Origin of the sequence: Acidithiobacillus sp. (assembly GCF_049965315.1) — a bacterium.
GTDB lineage: Bacteria > Pseudomonadota > Gammaproteobacteria > Acidithiobacillales > Acidithiobacillaceae > Acidithiobacillus_B.
In genome coordinates, this window is record NZ_JBMFWL010000005.1 from 48,259 (window position 1) to 63,937 (window position 15,679).

Annotated in this window: 15 protein-coding genes; 2 read left to right on the forward strand and 13 right to left on the reverse strand. The window is 65.7% G+C overall.

From position 1 onward, the window contains the following. Nucleotides 1-45: 45 nt before the first annotated feature. Nucleotides 46-1,392 (forward strand): protoporphyrinogen oxidase, encoded by a 1,347-nt coding sequence (hemG, locus tag ACP5MM_RS02620; RefSeq protein ID WP_427934068.1) that lies wholly within the window; start codon nucleotides 46-48, stop codon nucleotides 1,390-1,392. Nucleotides 1,393-1,409: 17 nt separating this feature from the next. Here the strand turns inward: hemG and ACP5MM_RS02625 are convergent, their stop codons facing one another. The 8 genes from ACP5MM_RS02625 to ACP5MM_RS02660 all read right to left on the reverse strand — a co-directional run bounded on the left by ACP5MM_RS02625 (nucleotide 1,410) and on the right by ACP5MM_RS02660 (nucleotide 9,266). Further along, nucleotides 1,410-2,216, reverse strand: coding sequence for a L,D-transpeptidase family protein (locus ACP5MM_RS02625; protein WP_427931924.1), 807 nt, complete (start codon nucleotides 2,214-2,216; stop codon nucleotides 1,410-1,412). A gap of 180 nt (nucleotides 2,217-2,396) precedes the next feature. After that, nucleotides 2,397-4,466, reverse strand: coding sequence for an ATP-dependent DNA helicase RecG (gene recG, locus ACP5MM_RS02630; protein ID WP_427934069.1), 2,070 nt, complete (start codon nucleotides 4,464-4,466; stop codon nucleotides 2,397-2,399). A gap of 27 nt (nucleotides 4,467-4,493) precedes the next feature. Next, nucleotides 4,494-4,703 carry a DUF1858 domain-containing protein gene (locus ACP5MM_RS02635; RefSeq protein WP_427931921.1) on the reverse strand — a complete coding sequence of 70 codons (210 nt, stop codon included), beginning with the start codon at nucleotides 4,701-4,703 and terminating at the stop codon, nucleotides 4,494-4,496. A 3-nt stretch (nucleotides 4,704-4,706) separates the two neighbouring features. Next, a complete protein-coding gene (locus tag ACP5MM_RS02640) occupies nucleotides 4,707-5,096 on the reverse strand; it encodes a Rid family detoxifying hydrolase (protein ID WP_427931919.1) in 390 nt (129 codons plus the stop codon). A 36-nt stretch (nucleotides 5,097-5,132) separates the two neighbouring features. Then, complete coding sequence (locus ACP5MM_RS02645; protein ID WP_427931936.1) at nucleotides 5,133-7,397, reverse strand: RelA/SpoT family protein; 2,265 nt, start codon at nucleotides 7,395-7,397, stop codon at nucleotides 5,133-5,135. Between the two features lie 10 nt (nucleotides 7,398-7,407). Then, the gene (gene rpoZ, locus ACP5MM_RS02650; RefSeq protein ID WP_427931917.1) at nucleotides 7,408-7,683 is read right to left on the reverse strand and encodes a DNA-directed RNA polymerase subunit omega; all 276 of its coding nucleotides are present in this window, start codon (nucleotides 7,681-7,683) and stop codon (nucleotides 7,408-7,410) included. Between the two features lie 80 nt (nucleotides 7,684-7,763). Then, nucleotides 7,764-8,396, reverse strand: coding sequence for a guanylate kinase (gene gmk / locus ACP5MM_RS02655; protein WP_427931915.1), 633 nt, complete (start codon nucleotides 8,394-8,396; stop codon nucleotides 7,764-7,766). Between the two features lie 6 nt (nucleotides 8,397-8,402). After that, entirely contained in the window at nucleotides 8,403-9,266 is an 864-nt protein-coding gene (locus tag ACP5MM_RS02660; RefSeq protein WP_427931914.1) for a YicC/YloC family endoribonuclease, read from the reverse strand. A gap of 246 nt (nucleotides 9,267-9,512) precedes the next feature. On the opposite strand from ACP5MM_RS02660, the gene ACP5MM_RS02665 reads away from it, so the two are divergent. After that, the gene (locus ACP5MM_RS02665) at nucleotides 9,513-9,854 is read left to right on the forward strand and encodes a hypothetical protein (protein ID WP_427931912.1); all 342 of its coding nucleotides are present in this window, start codon (nucleotides 9,513-9,515) and stop codon (nucleotides 9,852-9,854) included. Nucleotides 9,855-9,978: 124 nt separating this feature from the next. Here ACP5MM_RS02665 and ACP5MM_RS02670 read toward each other — a convergent pair whose 3' ends face one another. From ACP5MM_RS02670 to ACP5MM_RS02690, 5 genes are all read right to left on the reverse strand, one after another. Beyond that, nucleotides 9,979-10,509, reverse strand: a complete 531-nt coding sequence (locus ACP5MM_RS02670) for a TlpA family protein disulfide reductase (protein WP_427931911.1) — start codon at nucleotides 10,507-10,509, stop codon at nucleotides 9,979-9,981. Nucleotide 10,510: 1 nt separating this feature from the next. Continuing rightward, nucleotides 10,511-12,829: a nitric oxide reductase activation protein NorD gene (locus tag ACP5MM_RS02675; RefSeq protein ID WP_427931909.1), complete on the reverse strand. Its 2,319-nt coding sequence runs from the start codon at nucleotides 12,827-12,829 to the stop codon at nucleotides 10,511-10,513. Between the two features lie 91 nt (nucleotides 12,830-12,920). After that, the gene (locus ACP5MM_RS02680) at nucleotides 12,921-13,724 is read right to left on the reverse strand and encodes a CbbQ/NirQ/NorQ/GpvN family protein (protein WP_427931906.1); all 804 of its coding nucleotides are present in this window, start codon (nucleotides 13,722-13,724) and stop codon (nucleotides 12,921-12,923) included. A gap of 76 nt (nucleotides 13,725-13,800) precedes the next feature. Then, nucleotides 13,801-14,157: a ribulose bisphosphate carboxylase small subunit gene (locus ACP5MM_RS02685; protein WP_427931904.1), complete on the reverse strand. Its 357-nt coding sequence runs from the start codon at nucleotides 14,155-14,157 to the stop codon at nucleotides 13,801-13,803. Between the two features lie 91 nt (nucleotides 14,158-14,248). Beyond that, nucleotides 14,249-15,670: a form I ribulose bisphosphate carboxylase large subunit gene (locus ACP5MM_RS02690; protein ID WP_427931903.1), complete on the reverse strand. Its 1,422-nt coding sequence runs from the start codon at nucleotides 15,668-15,670 to the stop codon at nucleotides 14,249-14,251. Between the last annotated feature and the right edge of the window lie 9 nt (nucleotides 15,671-15,679).

A 15,679-nucleotide genomic window follows, 5' to 3' on the forward strand; every position in this document is an offset into this window, starting at 1 on the left:
CGCCGAAGGGCGTATCCTGCACGACAGAACGCAGGAGGAAAAATCATGCACGAGGTCATCATCATTGGCGGTGGCATATCCGGCCTGGCAAGCGCCTGGTTTCTCCGGGAGAAGGGCTGGCGGCCCATGGTCCTGGAGGCGGGCGATCCCGCGGGAGGGAGCATTCGCAGCCGCCAGGAAGCCGGTTTCCTCATGGACACCGGCGCCAATTCCATGATGCTCAAAGGCGAAATCGTCCCGGCCTGGTTCCGCCGCATCGGCATGGACGGCGAGATGATCGAGGCCAACCCCCTGGCCAAACGCCGCTATGTCCTCAAGGGGGGAATACCCCTGGCCCTTCCCAACGGGCCCCTGACCTTTTTACGCAGCCCGATTTTGAGCGCCTCGGCCAAGGTGCGGCTGCTAGGCGAGCCCTTTCGCCCCCGTGGCGACGACCCGGACGAAAGCATTGCCGCCTTTGTGCGCCGGCGGCTGGGTCCGGAGGTGCTGGACTGGATGGTGGACCCTTTCGTTTCCGGGGTTTTTGCCGGAGATCCCGAGCGTCTGTCCCTGTGTGCCACCCTGCCCCGCCTGGCCGCCCTGGAAGACGCCGGAGGCTCCCTGCTGCGGGGCGCCTGGCGCATGCGTCGGGCAAAGGGGCCGGGGCGGGCCGCGGCGCGCCTCGTCTCCTTCCGCAACGGCCTGCAGCAACTTCCACTGAAAGTGGCCGAGCTGTTGGGAGATGCCGTGCATGGCGGCTGCGCCGTGGAACGGATCCATCGGGAAGGGGATCTCTGGGTGGCCGAAGGGGCAGGCCGAAGCTGGCGGGCCCCCCGTCTGGTGCTGGCCGTGCCGGCTTATGTTGCCGCCCAGCTCCTGACCCCCCTCCATGGCGAACTGGCCGCCGAACTCCTTGCCATCCCCTACCCGTCCGTCGTGACCATGGCCCTCGGCTTCGCCCAGGCGCAGGTGACCCACGCACTGGATGGCTTTGGCATGCTCATCCCCCGCAAACTCGGCCTGGAGACCCTCGGCGTACTCTTTTCCTCCACGATCTTTCCCGGGCGGGCGCCAGCGGGTCAGGTCCTGCTCACGGCCTTCATCGGCGGTGCGCAAAACGATATCGGCGCCCGCCCGGATGCGGCCCTGCTCAGCACCGTCATGCAGGAAATCGGCCCGGCATTGGGCATCGGCGACGCCCCCGGCTTTGTCCATATCCAGCGCTGGCAGCGGGCCATTCCCCAGTATGAGCGAGGCCATCTGGACCGTATCCGGCGGATTGACGCGGCCCTGGCCACCTTGCCGGGATTGGCGCTGCGCGCCAACTGGCGGGATGGCGTCGCCCTGGGCGACTGCATCGAAAACGCCGCCGCCCTGAGCGAGGGGGAAGCCTGGCGCTACCCGCCGGGCTGAAGCTTGGGCCGCGCCCGTCAGGGAGCGGCGGGCGCCGACAGGGAAGATCTCACGGCAGACGACAAGGAGGCGTCATCGGACTTGGCATCCGCCTTGGCCGTCGGCTGGGCGTAGCTGAGTTCGATGGTATGGCGGTAGCCCGGCGCCTCGCCGACGATTTCCACCGGTGTCCCCACCTTCACCAACGCTGCCAACTGCTGCACATCCCAGTTGGACAAGGCCACGCATCCCGCCGTCCAGCGCCCCGGAAAGACCTTGCTGTCCGGGTCATCCCCAAACTGCGGGCCCATGCCGTGAATCCCGATGGCGCCGCCGAGGGGCGTGTTTTGCGGCGGGGTCCGGCCGCTATCGATGGCGCTGACGATGGCATCGTACTGGGCCCGGGAGATGACCCCCTCACGCAGGCCCCAGGCGGCATCCGCCCGATTGGGATAGGTCAGGCCCATGAAGGTGCCATAACGGGTGCCGTAGTTGATCCAGCCCACCCGGTAATGGCCCACCGGGGTGATGTCGTCCCCCCGCGCCCGGCGCGGGGCGGCGCCATTAAAGCCGATGGCCACGGGGAAGGTGGCCAGCACCGCATTCCCCTGATAGACCGTCAGGCGCCGGTCCACGGCAGAAACGACAATCCGCACCTGCCGGGAGACGGGCGTCGCTGGCGTCGCCGCAGCGGTCGATGCCACGGGAGCCACCGGAGGCGGGGGGATTCGCGCCGCGTAATACGCCACCGAATGGGGCTCCGGCGGCATGTGGAAGGCGCAGCCCCCCAGGCCCAAGATCAACCCCAGCGAGACCCAAACGCTCCAGCGTCCAACACGATGCATGCCAATCATCCCCAAAGGTTCAAGACGCTCCCCCTTGCCCAGGCAAGGATGGACTCGAAAAATTCTGAACTAATCCGCGAAACCTACTGATAACTATAGAGATGAAGGGCGCACAGCGCAAGCACCAAAGGGCCTGCCACAGCGTTGCGAAGATCCCAATCATGACCGGATCCCGACGGATCAGGCGACCTGACCATAACCCAGGCGCCCCCCCAGCCAACGGTGCAACAGCCCCTCCACGGCAGCGGGGTCCTGCGCCAGCAAACGCTCGGCCAGATCGGGAATGCCCGCCAGGAGGGCTTCATCGCGCAGGAGGTCGGCCACCCGCAGCTGCGCCAGGCCGGTCTGCCGCGTGCCGAGAAACTCTCCCGGCCCGCGCAGTTCCATGTCCTTGCGCGCGATCACAAAGCCGTCCTGGCTGCTGCGCATCACCCGCAGGCGCTCCCTGGCCTTGCCCGCCAGGGGCGGATGATAGAGTAGAATGCAGGTGCTTTTGGCCGCCCCCCTGCCCACCCGCCCACGCAACTGATGCAACTGCGCCAAGCCCAGGCGTTCGGCGTGCTCGATCACCATGAGACTGGCATTGGGCACGTCCACGCCCACTTCAATGACCGTGGTGGCCACCAGCACCTGCATGGCCCCGGACTGAAAGGCCGCCATCACGGCGGCCTTTTCCGCCCCCTTGAGGCGGCCATGCACCAAGCCCACGCGGGCGTTGGGCAGTGCCGCCGAAAGCTCCGCAAAGCTTTCCTCCGCCGCCCGCAGTTGCAAGATCTCCGATTCCTCGATGAGGGGACAGACCCAATAGATCTGCCGCCCTGCCCCCACCAGATCGCGCATCCGTTCCACCAGTTCCGCACGGCGGCTGTCGGGCATCACCACCGTCTCCACGGGCGTGCGGCCGGGCGGGAGCTCGTCGATCACCGACAGGTCCAAGTCCGCGTGGATGGTCATGGCCAGAGTGCGCGGAATGGGGGTGGCCGTCATCACCAGGAGGTGCGGCATACTGCCCTTTTCCTGCAATTGCCGGCGCTGTTCCACGCCGAAGCGATGCTGCTCATCGATGATCACCAGCCCCAGGCGGGCAAAGGCCACCCCTTCCTGAAACAGGGCCTGGGTGCCGGTGACCACCGCCAGGCGGCCCTCCTCCAGATCCCGCAGGATGCCGCGGCGCTCACCGCTGCGATTGCGCCCCGCCAGATGGCCGACGCCGATCCCCAGGGGGGCAAACCACCGGGCGAAGCGATCGCGCAACTGCTCGGCGAGGATCTCCGTAGGCGCCATGAACGCCGCCTGATACCCCGCCTCCAGGGCCGTCAGCGTCGCCGCCGCGGCCACCAGGGTCTTGCCCGAACCCACGTCGCCCTGGAGCAAACGGCGCATGGGGCGGGAGCGGCCCAGATCCCCGCGGATCTCGCTGATGACCCGCTCCTGCGCCCGGGTCGGGGCAAAGGGCAATTGCTGCAAAAATTGCCGCCACAATGCCCCCGGGCCCTGGAGACTGGGCGCCGCCGCCCCGCCCTCGGCCGCCCCGGCGCTACGCACGGCCAGGTGGTGGGCCAGGAGCTCTTCCAGGGCCAGCCGCTGCCGGGCCGGATGGGCCGGAGCAGGGGCGCCGCCCTCCCCTTGATGCAAAAAACGCAGGCCATCGCCCATGCTGGGCAGCGGCGGCGGCAGGAGGCCCCGCAGATAGTCGGGGAGCTGATCGGCCAGGGGCAAGGCTTGGGCGATCCAGCGGCGCCAGTGCAATTGGGTAATCCCCTCGGTGCTGGGGTAGAAAGGCGTGAGGTGCTGCGGCGCCTGAAAATCCGCGGTGTCCGCCATGGCCCATTCGGGATGCACCATTTCCAGGCCATGAAATCCCGTGCGCAATTCACCGAAGCACCACAGGCGGCGGCCGCGCTGCCATTGCCCGCGCATGGCGCCATGGAGATGAAAGAGCCGCAGTTGCATCTGGCCGCTGCCGTCGGCCAAGCGCACCAGCCATTGCTCGCGGCGGCCCCGCAGGTGCTCCACGTCCAGGATCTCGCCCTCCACCGCGGCCTCCATACCGGGCCGCAGCCCCGCCATGGGATGAATATGGCGGCGATCCTGGTAACGGCTGGGGAGATGGAAGAGGAGGTCCTGCACCCGGTGCAGGCCCATGCGCTCCAGGCGCTCGGCCAGAGCCGGACCCACCCCGCGCAGGGCGCTGACGGGGCTATCGGGGGTGAGGGGCGCACCCGCCTTCACGGCATTTCGTCCTCCCATGGATCCGGCTCCGCGCCGGACAGGGCCCTAGTCGGGCAGGGATTCACGCTGCGCCCACTCGTCGAGAAGGGCGTCGAGATTGAGATGGTGCATGACGGCCACCTGCGCCAGCGTCTCCCGCTCGGCAATGAAGCATTCGCCGCAGTGCACTCCATGCTCCTCCAGGAGCCGCATCAGGGACGGATGCTCGCTGAGGAGCACACGCACCGGGGTCCGCAGCAAGGCCTCGCGATCCATGCCCTAGCCCTCTTTCCCGAGGGCGACGACGCCGTCGATCTCCACCAGGGCCCCCCGGGGCAAACCCGCCACCTGGACCACCGCCCGGGCCGGATAGGGCGGTTCGAAAAATGCCTCCATGGCCTGATTGACCGCCGCAAAGTCCTGCAGATCCATGACGTAGACCTGCAACTTGACGGCGTTTTGCAGGCTGCCGCCCGCCGCCGCGCACACCGCCTGGAGGTTGTCCAGGACACGCCGGATCTGCAGCGCAAAATCACCGCTCACCATTTGCCCCGTTGCCGGATCCAGGGGGATCTGACCCGACAGATAGAGGATATCGTCATGCACCATGCCCTGGCTGTAGGCGCCGATGGCCTGGGGCGCGTGACTGGTATGCACCGGAACTGACATGATGGCTCCTGTTCTTTGCAAAAAGGGACGGCTGCCCTAGCCCTTGACCCGCTGTACCCGCGACACCATGGGCAAACTGCGCAAACTGCGCATGATCCGGGCGAGATGATCGCGATCATGGACATCAATGGTAAAGGTGATACCCGTATAAAGTCCATCCTGGGGCTCGATATCCACATGGTCGATATTGGAGCCATCCTCGGAGATATAGGTGGCAATGCGCGCCAGCACCCCCCGGGCGCTTTCGGCCACCACGCGGATATTCACCGGAAATTCGCCCTGGGCCGACGGATCCCATTGCACATCCACCCAACGATCCCGGCGTTTGCGCCACTCGCGGATATTGTGGCAATCATGGGTGTGGACCACGACCCCCTTGCCGGCGCTGATGAACCCCAGGATGGGGTCGCCGGGAATGGGCCGGCAGCAGCGGGCCAGGGTCACCGGCATGCCTTCGGTGCCGCGGATGAGCAGCGGCTTTTTGGCCGTCTCCTCGCGCATCAGGCGCGCCGGCAAAAACTGGCTCACGGCCTGCCCCAGACGGCGGGCCGTTTGCACGAGACGGCCGCGGTCCTCGCCCTCGGGGAGCAGCTTGTGGGCCACTACCAGGGGAAACACTTCTCCCATCCCGATGGCGGCGAGGAGATTGCTTTCGCTCCCCGCCTGAAAGAGCTTGAGGATGCGCTGAAAATCCGCCGGCCCCACGGTCTCCAGGTTGCCCCCCAGGCTATGCAGGGCCTTGGCCAGCAGGCTGCGCCCCAAGGTCTCGGCATCACTATGCTGCATGGTCTTGAGATAGGCGCGCACATTGGCGCGGGCCTTGGCCGTCACCACGAAATCCAGCCAACCCGGCTGGGGATGGGCCGAGGCGGCGGTGATGACCTCCACCCGGTCGCCGTTGTTGAGCAAGGAGCGCAACGGCACATAGACGTCGTTGATCTTGGCCGCCACCGCCTGATCGCCAATGTCCGTGTGCACCGCGTAGGCAAAATCCACCGCGCTGGCCCCCCGCGGCAGGTTCATGATCTTGCCCTTGGGGGTGAACACGTACACTTCGTCGGGAAAGAGGTCGAGCTTGACGCTCTCCAGGAACTCCTGGGAATCCCCCCCCTGGGTTTGCAGTTCCAGGAGACGCTGCAGCCAGGCGCGGGCCTGCACCTCGGCATTGAGATTCGCGCCGCCGCTCTTGTACAGCCAATGGGCCGCCACCCCCGCCTCCGCCACCCGGTGCATGTCCTCGGTGCGGATCTGCACCTCCACCGGATGGCCGAAGGGCCCCAGCAGGACCGTGTGCAGGGATTGATAGCCGTTGGACTTGGGGATGGCGATATAGTCCTTGAAGCGCCCGGGAATGGGGCGATACAGGCTATGGATGATGCCCAGCACCCGATAACAGGTATCCACGTCCGCCACGATCACCCGAAAGGCGTGCAGATCGTGAACCGCGCTGAAGGGCAGGCCCTTTTTCTGCATCTTGTGATAAATACTGTAGACATGCTTTTCGCGACCGCTGACCTGCGCCTCGATCCCTTCCCGGCGCAGCCGCTCCTCCAGGGCCTGCTGGATCTTGACCACCACTTCCTTGCGGTTGCCCCGGGCCGTTTTGATGGCCTCGCTCAGGGCATGCCAACGCTTGGGATAGAGGTGGGAAAAGGCCAACTCCTCCAGCTCGATGCGAATGGCATGAATGCCCAGGCGCTGGGCGATGGGGGCGTAGATGTCCAGGGTCTCGCGGGAAATGCGCCGGCGCTTGTCCGCCGTCATCACCCCCATGGTGCGCATGTTGTGCAGCCGATCCGCCAGCTTGATCAAGACCACGCGGATATCCCGGGACATGGCCAGAAACATCTTGCGGAAGTTCTCGGCCTGGGCCTCTTCCCGCGTCTCGAAACGCACCTGGCCGAGCTTGCTGACCCCGTCCACCAACTCCGCCACTTCCGCCCCGAAACGCTCGGCCAGGGCTTCCTTGCTGACGTTGCAATCCTCGATGACATCGTGCAGCAAGGCCGCCTGGATCGTGAACAGGTCCAGTTGCAGCTCCGCCAGGATGCAGGCCACGGCGACGGGATGATGGATATAGGGCTCACCGCTGCGACGGAACTGATCGTGATGGCCGTCCGCGGCGAACTGATACGCCTCCCGCACCCGCTCCACCTCTTCCGGACCGAGATAGCGAAGCAGCAAGGCGCGCAAGGGGGCGCAGGGATCCTCCAGGGCCGGAGCGACGGGGGGCAGGCGCAAGATCACGCCCACCCCATGCTCCTCCCCCTGCTCCCCAGCCATCCCGGCCGGGGAGCGCATCACCGCGCCCTCAGGTAACTGGTCCATCCTCTGCACCCACCTCCTCACGGCCCACCGCGCCGGGGAAACTCGCCAGCGGCGGCGGTACCTGCTGGTCCAGGATCTCCCTGCCCACCTTGCCCGCCGCCACCTCGCGCAGGGCCACGACGGTGGGCTTGTCCCGACCCGGCTCCACCTGCGCCGCCGCCCCCGAGGCCAACTGCCGGGCGCGCCGGGCCGCCACCAGGGTGAGTTCAAAACGATTATCGACATGCTCCAAACAATCTTCTACCGTTACACGTGCCATTCTAGCCTGCTCCTCAAAGATAACTGTTCACCTTACCCCAAGCCCCGGCTGCTGCGCTAGGGGGGCCGTTCCGCAACGCCCTAAAGCCCGAGCAAGGCGCGCAGCCGCCCTTGCAACGCCTGACACTGATGCACCGCGCGCAGATGCTCGGCGTGGATGACGGCCTTCAGGTCCGCCAGCGCACGGTCGAAATGGTCGTTGACGACGAGATAGTCGTATTCGTCGTAGTGCAGCAACTCATCCCTGGCCGCCGCCAGCCGGCGCTGGATGACGGCGTCGCTGTCCTGGCCGCGGCCCCGCAGTCGCGCCTCCAGGGCCGCCAAAGAGGGGGGGAGGATGAAGATGCTCACCGCCTGCCCCGGGAGCCGTTCGCGCACCTGCCGTGCCCCCTGCCAATCGATCTCCAGCAGGCAGTCGATGCCTGCCAGGAGCTGGGCCTTGACCCATTGCTCGCTCGTGCCGTAATCGTTGCCGTGGACCCGCGCATGCTCCAGAAAATCACCGCTGCCCGCCATCTCGGCAAAGGTGGCGGGGCTGACGAAGTGATAATCCGCCCCGTCCACCTCTCCGGGCCGCGGCAGGCGCGTGGTATAGGATACCGAGTCCCGCAAATGGGGCGTGGCCGCCACCAGGGCCCGCGCCAGGCTGGTCTTGCCCGCGCCGCTGGGCGCCGAGAGGATCCACAGGATACCATGGCTGCTCTGGTCCATCATGGGCGCTCATTCCACATTCTGCACCTGTTCGCGCATCTGTTCGATGAGCACCTTGAGCTCCACCGCGCCCAGGCTCATGGCCGCGTCGCCGGCCTTGGAAGCCAGGGTATTGGCTTCCCGATTGAGCTCCTGAATGAGGAAATCCAGGCGCCGGCCCACGGCTTCCCGCTGCGCCAGGGTGCGCCGCACTTCCAGCAAGTGGGTGTCGAGACGGTCCAGTTCCTCCGCCACATCCTGGCGCTGGAGATAAAAAACGAGTTCCTGCTCCCAGCGGCTCTGCTCCACCTGCAGCGCCAGGTCCGCCAGACGCGCCTGCAGGCGGGCGCGCAGGGCGGCCTCCAGTTCCGGCAGGTGCTCGCGCAGGGTGCGGGTCAGGACCCCTATGGCGTCCAGGCGCTCGGTCAGGATGCGCCCCAGACTCTCCCCTTCCCGCGCCCGGGCGGCCTGCAGTTCGCCCAGGGCGATGTCCAGCAAATCCAGGGTTTCCTGCTCCAATGCCTCGGGATCGGTGCCGGCTGCGCTGACCATGCCCGGCCAGCGCAGCGCCTCAAAGGACGAAAAACGGGCATCGGGCTGCTCCCAGATCTCGGCCAGTTCGGCGCCGATACCGTGCAGTTCCAGCGCCAGGGCGCTATTGAGGCGCAGCCCCTCCCCCGCCGCCGGCTGATAACGCAGCCAGGCATCCACCCGGCCACGCGCCAGCTTCGCCTGGATACGCGTGCGGATGGGGCCTTCCAGGACGCCCAAACCATCGGGCAAGCGTAAACTCAGGTCCAGGAAGCGATGATTCACCGTCCGCAATTCCCAGCTCAGGACACCCCACGACCCACTGCTTTCGCGGCGCGCAAAGCCCGTCATACTCCGGATCATGACTCTCTCCAAAATGGACATCATAGCGCGTTGGCATCCGGCAAAGAACCACCCTGCCGCCGGGGTCGCCGCCGGCCGATGCGTCATGGCGCCAACGCCGGTTGCCGCGGTTCACCTTGACAGGAAAGCATTCGTGTACTAGAGCTTAAAAAGATAACCTTCGTGAATATGCATACCCGCTCCATCATGCCATGCCCCCGCGCCGATCGAGGGATGGCCGGGATGCGGGAACAGGGGGAATGGCAGATGACGATGAACGATCAAGACATGCTGTTTGAATGGGATTCCTGGAAATCACACGCCCTGGACCTGGGGGTTGCCGGAGATCTGGCCGAACTGGGGAGGAGCATCATGCGGGATGCGTACCTGGAGCGCTGGCCGGAGGAAATCCTGGGGGAATGCGGCTGGTGGGATGATGGCTTCGGCATGCTGGCGCAGGCGCAAAAAAATCCTCAGGAAACCAGAAAACGCTGGACGGCCCTGCTGAAGCGCTATGGCCGCCGGCGCACCGCCACTCCCTTGGCGGCACGGTCCCGGGCGCTGCAACTACGGTCACGGCTTGCCGGGGAGGAACAGCGGATCGCATGATCCAGGCGTCTTCGGTCAAGGGGAGGGGGCATGCCCGTCGCCCACTCCTTCCCCCAAACGGCCGCCGGATCGCGGCCATGGGCCGCTCCTGCGCAATGCTCTGCGGGCAGTTGGCGGGACAGGATCAGAGGCGCAGGAGCAGCAGGCGCCAGAGGACTACGGGCAGGGAGATGGCGCCCACATAACGGCCCACCACCCGGCCGTGGCCGTTCACGAGGATGGATGTGGGCGTCAGCACGACGCCGCCCAGGGTTTGGGCGGCCTTTCCCGAGCCATCCAGCAAGAGGGGGTAATGGATCCCGTAGCGGAGCGCTGCCTGGCGCAGCGCGGGCGGTGTGGTGCCGGCCACCGCCACCCCGAGCACGGTGAAGTGACGGCCGGCCAGGGTTTCCTGCAGCCAGTTCAATGCCGGTATCTCGGCGATGCAGGGTGGGCAGTCGGGCGACCAGAAGTTGATGAGCTGTACCTGGGCAGGGGGCGAGGTGTATTGCAAGGCAGCGCCCGCAGGAGTCTCCAGGGCCAGCACCGGCAAGGTCCGGGGCGAGGGGCCGGGGGCGGCGCCGCGCCATTGGGTGAAGGCGTAGACCCCCAGCAACAGCACCAGCAGCACGCCCAGGTCCCGGCCCCAGCGCCATTTTCCGCGTCCCTGCGCCATCTCAGCGCGTGAGGCCCATGTAGAGCATGGGGAGCTTTTCCGGCAGCCGCTCCACATGGTCGATGACCTGATAGTTCCTGGGCCCGAAGATCCGCGCCACATATTCATCGGCGTGGGGGTCCAGGCTCAGGCAGTAGGTGGTGATCCCGTTGCGCTCCAGTTCTTCCACCGCTCGTTTGGCGTCGTAACGGAGGTATTGGGGATCGCGCACGTCGATGTCGGCAGGCTCCCCGTCGGTAACGACCAGCAGCAGCTTCTTGCTCTGCCGCTGCTGCTGAAGGTAATGGCCGGCGTGACGCAGGGCCGTGCCCATGCGGGTGGAGAGCTTGCCCGTCATTCCCGCCAGACGCCCCATGGCCTGCTCGTCATAGGCGCTGCCGAAGTCCTTGAAACGGTAATAGCTCACATCGTGGCGCCCGTCGGAGTGAAAGCCGTGAATGGCAAAGGGATCGCCGATCCGGGACATGGCATCGGCCAGCAGGGCCGTGGCTTCGCGGGTGAGCTGCAGGATGCTGTCGGTGGATCCATAGACGCGGTCGTTGGTGGATTCGGAGAGATCCATGAGCACCAGCACCGACAGGTCCCGCACCTTGCGGATGTTGCGGATGTTGATGCGGGTATCGGGCTGGTGGCCCATGCGGATATCGATCAGCGCCCGGATGGCCGCTTCCAGATCGATCTCGTCGCCATCCTCCTGTTTGCGCAAACGCTGCACGCCCTGGGGCTGCAGGGCCTCGATGAGGTACTTGAGGCGGCTGGACACCGGCTTGTACTTGTCCAGCACCTCCCGCACCAGGGCCGGATCGCCGGCCTGGGGGCGCCGTTCCAGCACCGTCACCCAGTGCGGGCGGTTGACCTGGATCTGGTAATCCCATTCGGGGTAGTGGAAGGGATCGGAGACGGGCTCCCTGCCCTCCATCTGATTGTAGCTGACCCCCATGTCTTCATAAGGAAAGAGCTCCGACTGCAGGACCCAGACTTCCTGGGCGTCGTCGCCCGCCGTTTCCGTGTCGATCTCGTTGACCATCTCCATGACGTTGACGTAGCGCCGCACCTGGCTGCCGGGGAGAAGCGTGGCCTCCCGCTCCCAGTCGATCTCGGCAAACTCCCAGATGTAGCGATTGTCGTCGCGGTAGGGGATATCCGGGATGTCCGTGCGGGCATGATAGGGGATCTGCTCCCGCAGCAGGCTGTGGGCCAGGCGCACCCCCAGTTCCCAGGAGAGCCGGCTGTCCCGGAGACGGTCGAGCTGCTCGGCGAAGGCGCTCCGCCCCTCCCGTACCCAGGGATGGTCGTCAACGTAGCCGGGGTCCATCAGCGCGCGAGCCAGCCGGGCGAAGAGATCGGCCAGACTGTTGACCGGGCCGGGAATGGCCCGGTGAAAGGGCCGCCAGATCTCGCGCAGGCCGGGGAACTCCGCCATGGCCAGGGCCTCGACGCGGGCGTCCTCCATAAGCCCGATCACCGCCATCTGCAAGGGGGTCAGGGCCTCGGCGGAAATGGCCGTATGCATGTAGGCGACATGGGCGGCGGCATGGGCGGCGGCCGCGCGATAGCGCTGCAGGCCCGTTTGCTCCTCCCAGTCATCGTAGGCATCGGGGAGGTGGATGAAGATCCCCTCGATGAAAGGGCGATAACCCTCGCGGTTCTCATAATCGCCGCTGGTGGGGCGCAGAAAGAAATCCCGTCCCCAGAGAGCGCGCAGGTACATGCGCAGGCGGCGCTGGATGTCGACGAAGAGCGTCCCCTTGCGCTCCTGCTGGAGCATGGCCAAGGCCTCGGGGCTCTGCAGGGAGAAGTAGGCGGCCTGGGCCGCGAAATCCGTGCGCAAGGCATGGGCCCCCCACAGGGCCCAGCGCCGCAATCCCCCCAGGGTCAACTGGGCAAAGAGTTGATCGAGGTTGCCCAACATGGGCCGCAGGGCGCGTGGCGCCTGGGCCAGCAGGCGATCGAGGAGGCCCAGATAGCTCTTGAAGAGTTCCAGGTCGGCCAGGCGGTTGGCGGCGGTGGGGCTGGTGGCAAGGACGGCCTCCAGCACCGCGCCGCTGGTCTTGGAGGACATCTTCATGATGGCGTTGACCATCTCCCAGACGGCATCCTCGCCCACCTCCCGGGCCACATGGGGGGCGGCGTCCAGATAGGCGCTCACCAGGGCGCTGCCCTTGCCCAGAGAGCGCAGGCCCATGGCCCCGTCCAGATATTGATCCAGGCCATGCGGACTGAAGACCCGCGCCGCCTCCTGCCAGTTGGCGCGCAACACGGCCTGGCTGTCCTCGCCGAAGGCCTCCACGAGTTCTGCATAATCTTCCAAACGCTTCATGCCATTTCCCCTGTGCTTGCGGAAAGCCGCCAATACTGTCGGCGCTACCCCCTCCCCCCGGGGGAGGGAATCCTCCGGCCGCTGCCCTGGCTCAGAAGTAGGTGGTCACGGCCGCATCCAGGGCGTCGCGCATGTCCGGATCATCGGTGATGGGCCTGACCAGGGCTACCCGGCAGGCCGCCAGGGGTTCTACGCCCTTGGCGATGAGGGAGCCCGCATAGACCAGCATGCGCGTGGAAATCCCTTCATCCAGACCATGTCCCTTGAGATTGCGGGCGCGTTCGGCGATGGAGACGAGTTTTCCGGCCACCTCGCTGTTCACGCCCGTTTCATGGGCGACGATCTCCGTTTCCGTGACATGCTCGGGATAGTTGAAATCCAGCGCGCCAAAACGCTGCTTGGTGGACTGCTTGAGATCCTTCATCAAGCTCTGATAACCCGGGTTGTAGGAAATCACCAACTGGAAATCGGGGTGGGCATGGACCAGTTCGCCCTTCTTTTCCAGGGGCAGCATCCGCCGGTTGTCGGTGAGGGGATGGATGACCACGGTGGTGTCCTGCCGCGCCTCCACCACTTCGTCGAGGTAGCAGATGGCGCCATGGCGGGCGGCCAGGGTCAGGGGGCCGTCCTGCCAGCGGGTACCCTGAGCGTCGAGCAAAAAGCGCCCGACCAGATCCGAGGCGGTCATGTCTTCGTTGCAGGCGACGGTAATCAGGGGCCGCCCCAGCTTCCATGCCATGTATTCCACGAAGCGCGTCTTCCCGCAACCGGTGGGGCCCTTGAGCATCATCGGCATGCGCACGCTGTAGGCGGCTTCGTAGAGGGCCACTTCGTCACCGGTGGAACGGTAATAGGGCTCTTGGTGAATGCGGTACTGCTCCATCTTCTCGCTCATGGAATCTCCTTAGGCCATAAAAAACCCCACGCAAACCCTGCCGTGGGGAGATTTGCTTCCAGCCACGGCAAAGCGCTTAAACCGTCTTGCCCCGATAGATCACCAACGCGGTGCCCTGGGACTGCTTGTAGTTGTCGTACCCCACCAGCCGCACATGGTTGTCGGGGTTGGCCTTGTGGCAGGCTTCGGCCTCGGCCAGCACCTTGTCCACGTCGGTCTCGCCGAACATGGGCAGTTTCCACATATACCAGTAGTGGTCAAAGGCGTTCTCCGGCTCGGTGTGCTCGATGGCCGGACTCCAGCCCTTTTTCACCAGGTACTCCACCTGTTCGCGGATCTTTTCCTTGGTCAGGGGGGGGAGATAGGAGAAAGTCTCGAATTTCCGGCTGGCGGGGTCGGAGAGACGGGATTTGTAATCGTGTACTTGACTCATAAAAACTCCTTGGCGTCCGTATCGTTGCCCTGGCGGGGCATGCCGGGCATGCCCCGCAGCGTTGTGCAGATCAGTTGCGTCCCGACGACCCTTACTTGTGGGCCACGTCGAGCTTGTCGACGGTGTCGAACTCGAACTTGATCTCTTTCCAGGTCTCCATGGCGATCTTCAGTTCGGGCGAGTGCTTGGCGGCCTCGCTCAAGATGGCCTTGCCTTCCTTCTCGATGGCCACGCCACGATTGCGGGCCTCGACGCAGGCCTCCAGGGCGACCCGGTTGGCGGCGGCGCCGGCGGCATTGCCCCAGGGGTGACCCAGCGTGCCGCCGCCGAACTGCAGGACCGAGTCATCACCAAAGATGTTGACCAGGGCGGGCATGTGCCAGACATGGATGCCGCCGGAGGCCACCGGGAAGACGCCGGGCATGGAGCCCCAGTCCTGATCGAAGAAGATGCCGCGGCTGCGGTCCTCCTTGACAAAGCGCTCGCGCATGATGTCGATCCAGCCCAGGGTCGCCTCGCGGTCGCCTTCGAGCTTGCCCACCACCGTACCGGAATGCAGGTGATCGCCGCCCGACAGGCGCAGGATCTTGGTCAGCACGCGGAAGTGGATGCCATGGTGGGGGTTGCGGTCCAGCACGGCATGCATGGCGCGGTGGATGTGCAGGAGCAGGCCGTTGTCCCGGCACCAGTTGGCCAGGCCCGTGTTGGCGCAGAAACCGCCGGTGATGTAGTCGTGCATGATGATGGGTGCGCCGATCTCCTTGGCGTACTCGGCACGCTTGTACATCTCTTCGGGGGTGGGGGCGGTGACGTTCAGGTAGTGACCCTTGCGCTCTCCCGTCTCCCGCTCGGCCTTGTCGATGGCCTCCATGACGAAATCGAAACGCTGCTTCCAGCGCATGAAGGGCTGGCTGTTGACGTTCTCGTCATCCTTGGTGAAGTCCAGACCACCGCGCAGCACTTCATAAACGGCGCGGCCGTAGTTCTTGGCCGAGAGGCCGAGCTTGGGCTTGATGGTGCAGCCCAGCAGCGGACGACCGTACTTGTTCATGATGTCGCGTTCCACCTGGATGCCGTGGGGCGGGCCGCCGCAGGTCTTGACGTAGGCGATGGGGAAGCGCACATCTTCCAGGCGCAGGGCGCGCACGGCCTTGAAGCCGAAGACGTTGCCCACCAGCGAGGTGAAGACGTTGACCACCGAACCCTCTTCGAAGAGGTCGATGGGATAGGCGATGAAGGCGTAGAAACAGGTGTCGTCGCCGGGCACGTCCTCGATCTTGTAGGCGCGGCCCTTGTAATAGTCGAGGTCGGTGAGCAGATCGGTCCACACCGTGGTCCAGGTGCCCGTGGAGGACTCGGCGGCCACCGCGGCGGCGGCCTCTTCACGGTCCACCCCCGCCTGGGGGGTAATCTTGAACACGGCCAGGAGATCGGTATCCTTGACCGCGTAATCGGGTTCCCAATAGGTGTTCCGGTAATCCTTCACACCTGCGTTGTAAGTCTTGACGGCCATCGTTGCACC